Consider the following 3,791-nt stretch of genomic DNA (forward strand, 5'->3'; position numbering starts at 1 on the left):
GCCGCTTTTTGTTTTTAACACCCACGGGTGGGGGGGGGTGTTGCGCGCGGCGCGCCCGGGGGGGGGGGCGGGGGCGCGGCCCCCCGACCTCCCGGCGGGACGGCCGGCGAGCGCGGGGCCGCCCCGCCGCATCCCGGGGACACTGTTCTCTGTCGAGGCTCAGTCGGTCTCGATGCCGCGGGCGGCAAGGATCTCCGCCGCGTCCGGGACCGCGAGGACGCCGTCCTCCACGAAGGTGACCTCCCGCAGGTTGGGCAGCAGGGCGAGATCGTCGAGCGAGCGGACGTCGAACAGGCCGTCCTCGCCGTCCCAGGCAGGGGCACAGTGACGGAAGACGTCCGCTCCCGCGTCGAAGCACAGCTCCTCCACCCGGGCGAGCAGCTCGGCCGGGATCTCCAGGGACGCGAAATGGGCCCGGGGCTCCGCCAGCACCTCCGTGTGCAGACCGTTCTCCAGGGCGTAGGACGCGGGGTCGCTGATTCCCCGTTCGGCCAGTCGTGCGGACAGGTCGTAGACCGGGAGGAGCGGCTCGGGACCGTACATGAGCTCCTCGATGACGAGCAGCTTGAGGTTGAAGTCGTGGAACTGGTTCATGGGAGTTGGGTACCACGGAGGTACGACACCCGGGCTCAGGGGGGACCACACCACCGACGGGCCCTTCGGTGGCCCGCGGCCTGTCCGCCGGACCACTGCGGGAACGACGGGCCGGGCCGGTTGCCTGACCGACGAGCGGCGCCGGGTGTCCGACGGAACGGGCCGTGGGCGGACCGGTCGCCGTTCCGACGGTCATCGGCCCGCCAGCACCCGGGGAAGCCGCTCGGCGACCGCGTCCGCGAGACGCTCGAACTCCGCCCGCAGGAACGGCGCAGCGAGACGTGCCAGGCCGTTGAACCGGAGCGAAGCCCGGTAGACCAGCACGGTGCGGGCCTTCGACGTGCGGACCGAGATGTCGTCGGTCGCGGTGACGGTGCGGTTGTGTCCGACGAAGACCAGCCGGTCGGGCCGGTATTCCTCAAGACGGTAGACCAGATCCGTCTGCCTTCCCCTGAAACGCGAGGTGTTGCGCCAGCGCGCACCCGCCACCACGGGACCGGTGTCCAGACGCACACAGCCCACGGTGCCCGGATCCCACTCCGTGGTGTTCCCGAAGTCCGCCAGGTACCGCAGAACCTCCGCTGCCGGGTTCTCGACGACCATCCTGCGTTCCACGCTGATCATCGGATCTCCTGTCCGTTGTCCGTTGTCCGTTCTCCGGCGCGCGTCGCCCGTCGCCGTACGCCGCGACCGACCGACGTAGTCGCCGTGTTCTTCGTCGCGGACGCGTTCCCGGATTCCGGCGGTGGCGGCACCGTCCTCGCCCGCCGTCAGGGGGGTGACTGGCCGCGGGCGCGTTCGGCGGCCAGGACCTCGGGCAGGCCGCCGAGACGGTGCAGGCCCGCGACGGCCCGGGCCGTGCGGTGGTTGACGGCGAGCAGGTCCTGGTGGCGGTGGACGAAGGCCCAGTAGCCGGTGGTGAAAGGACAGGCCCGGTCACCGAGGCGTTCGGTGGGGCGGAAGCGGCAGGGCCCGCAGTGGTCGCCCATGCGGTGGAGGTAGGCGCCGCCCGCCGCGTAGGGCTTGGTGGTGACGAGGCCGCCGTCGGCGAACTGGGACATGCCGATGACGTTGGCGGTCATCACCCAGTCGTAGCCGTCGACGAAGCTCCGGTGGAACCAGTCGGTGAGCTCGCGCGGGTCCCAGCCGTGCTGCAGGGCCCAGTTGCCGAGCACCATCAGCCGGGGGATGTGGTGCACCCAGCCGTGGTCGCGGACCTCCCCGAGGACGCCGGACAGGCAGCGGGCGGTGACGGCGCCGGCGTCCAGGTCGCGGAACCAGGGCGGGAGCGGTTCGCGGTGGCCGAGGTGGTCGGAATCGCGGTAGCCCTCGCCCAGGTGCCAGTAGAGCTGCCAGACGTACTCGCGCCAGCCTGCCACCTGTCGCACGAAGCCCTCGGCGCTGTTGAGGGGCACCCGCCCGGCCCGGTAGGCGGCCTCGGCCGCGCGCACGCACTCGCCGGGGTCGAGCAGGCCGAGGTTGAGCGGGACGGAGAGCGCGCTGTGGGCCATCCACGGGTCGGCGTGCAGCATGGCGTCCTCGTAGCGGCCGAAGTCGGCGAGCCGGTGGGCCACGAAGTGGGCGAGCGCCCGTTCGGCCTCCGGGCGGGTCGCGGCGAAGCGGCGGGGGCCGTCCCGGCCGACGAAGGCGACCTCCCCGGCACGCTCCCAGCGGTCCAGGTCGGCCCGGACGCGCTCGTCGATGCCGTCCTCCGCGGGCGCGAAGGGCGGCGGCAGCGGGAGGGTGGCGGCGCCGGTCGGCGGTGGCTCGCGGTTGTCCCGGTCCAGGTTCCAGCGGCCGCCGGCCGGGCTGCCGTCGGGTTCCATCAGCAGGTGCTCGGCGCGCCGCACCCGGTGGTAGAAGTCCTCCAGCAGCAGGCGTCGTGCACCGGGTGCGCCCGCCCAGCGGCGGAAGTCGGCGAAAGGGACGAGGAAGCCGCGCGGCGGCAGCACCGTGACACGGGGGAGGGAGTCGACCAGGCCGAGGGCCGCGCGCGACGTCGGGTGGTGCACGGTGACCCGGCGGCGCCCGGCCGCTCGCGCCAGGCCTTCGCGGTAGGTGTCGGCCTGGACGTAGCGGACCCGGTCGCCCAGGGCGTCCGCGGCGTGGCGCATCGCCGACAGCACCAGGTGGGCCTTCGCCCGGTGGAAGCGCCGGCGGCGCAGCACCGACCGGGCCTCGATCATGACGAGCGGCGCGTCCGGGTCGGGCCCGTTCTCGCCGGGGCCGAGGAAGTGCGGCCCGAGCTGGTCGCCGAAGAGCCAGTGCGGGCGCGGCCCGCTCACGCGGACCGCCCGGGAAGGCCGGCCGGCCGGGAGCCGAGGGGCGGTGCCGGAGCATCGCGGTGCGCGCGGGGCCCCGGGTGGCGCCGGCGCCAGTAGGGGTCGTCGGGGTCGGCCGGCGGTTCCTCGTGGAGTCTCATGATCTGCTCCGTTCCTCGGTGATCGTGCCGGGCGCGCGGCAGGTGCCCCTACGATCAGCATCGGCTGCGGCGGCCGGCCGGCACAGTCGCAGCGGTACCGCATCGTTCGTGGACCGGCCGCAGCCCGCCGGCCACGGCGGCCCGGTCGGTTCCCGCGCCGGGCAGGGGCCGGGTCAGGACGGGCCGCTCGGTGCGCGTCCGCCCGAGCGAGCGCTGCGAAGACGCTGTGACTGGCACGAGGGCACCGGCAGGACGACCATGAGGGGGTGGGGTCCACCGGGCCGGCCGGCAGGGAGGGCTCGGCCACCTGCTCAGTGGAGCAGGGCACGGCCGTGTCGTACGGCCCGGGGAGAGGCACTCCACTTCTCCTGACAGAACTCCCGTCCGCCGGAGGGCGTCATCATGACCGTCTATCACAGGATCCCCGCCCACGAGCCCCCCGTGCCCGCGAGCCCGCCCACCGAGACGCCCGAGTGCGAGTCGTCCACATGCGCCGGTATCTCGACTCCGGAGTCGGTCGAACTCCACACGGCCTGGCCCGGCTGGATCCCCCTGCTGGTCATCGCCGTCCTGGTGGTCTCCTGCGCGGGGTTCGCCGTGGGGCGGATCGCTGGATGGTGACCACCTCCGCGGAACGCGATGCCGCCCCGCGCGACGCGGCGTCGCGAGGCCCGAGGCCGGGCAGCACCCGCTGCGCGGTCGGGCCAGCCTTCACCCGGCTCCACCGATCCACGTGTCTGCGGAGGCCGGTCCCCGGGACCGGGGTCCCGGGGAC

The 3,791-nt window shown here is 74.1% G+C and carries 4 protein-coding genes; 1 reads left to right on the top strand and 3 read right to left on the bottom strand.

The window, feature by feature from the left end; translation table 11 throughout:
• Positions 1-159 precede the first annotated feature (159 nt).
• The 3 genes from ACFCX4_RS35210 to ACFCX4_RS35220 form a co-directional block, all read right to left on the bottom strand.
• A complete protein-coding gene (locus ACFCX4_RS35210) occupies positions 160-594 on the bottom strand; it encodes a DUF6892 domain-containing protein (protein WP_376151379.1) in 435 nt (144 codons plus the stop codon).
• A gap of 192 nt (positions 595-786) precedes the next feature.
• On the bottom strand, positions 787-1,218 hold the full coding sequence (locus ACFCX4_RS35215) for an SRPBCC family protein (RefSeq protein WP_376151381.1): 432 nt from the start codon (positions 1,216-1,218) through the stop codon (positions 787-789).
• Between the two features lie 146 nt (positions 1,219-1,364).
• Positions 1,365-2,879 carry a cryptochrome/photolyase family protein gene (locus tag ACFCX4_RS35220; RefSeq protein ID WP_376151383.1) on the bottom strand — a complete coding sequence of 505 codons (1,515 nt, stop codon included), beginning with the start codon at positions 2,877-2,879 and terminating at the stop codon, positions 1,365-1,367.
• 539 nt (positions 2,880-3,418) lie between these two features.
• Between ACFCX4_RS35220 and ACFCX4_RS35225 the strand changes: the two genes are divergently transcribed.
• Complete coding sequence (locus tag ACFCX4_RS35225) at positions 3,419-3,637, top strand: DUF6480 family protein (RefSeq protein WP_376151385.1); 219 nt, start codon at positions 3,419-3,421, stop codon at positions 3,635-3,637.
• Positions 3,638-3,791: the final 154 nt, after the last annotated feature.

The sequence above is a fragment of the Kitasatospora sp. NPDC056327 genome, from assembly GCF_042261735.1.
Classification (GTDB): Bacteria; Actinomycetota; Actinomycetes; order Streptomycetales; family Streptomycetaceae; genus Kitasatospora.

Excerpts from the sequence above, each read along its gene's own strand:
- ACFCX4_RS35225 (WP_376151385.1), top strand. The coding sequence starts at position 3,419 with ATGACCGTCTATCACAGGATCCCCGCCCACGAGCCCCCCGTGCCCGCG.
- ACFCX4_RS35215 (WP_376151381.1), bottom strand. The coding sequence starts at position 1,218 with ATGATCAGCGTGGAACGCAGGATGGTCGTCGAGAACCCGGCAGCGGAG.
- ACFCX4_RS35210 (WP_376151379.1), bottom strand. The coding sequence starts at position 594 with ATGAACCAGTTCCACGACTTCAACCTCAAGCTGCTCGTCATCGAGGAG.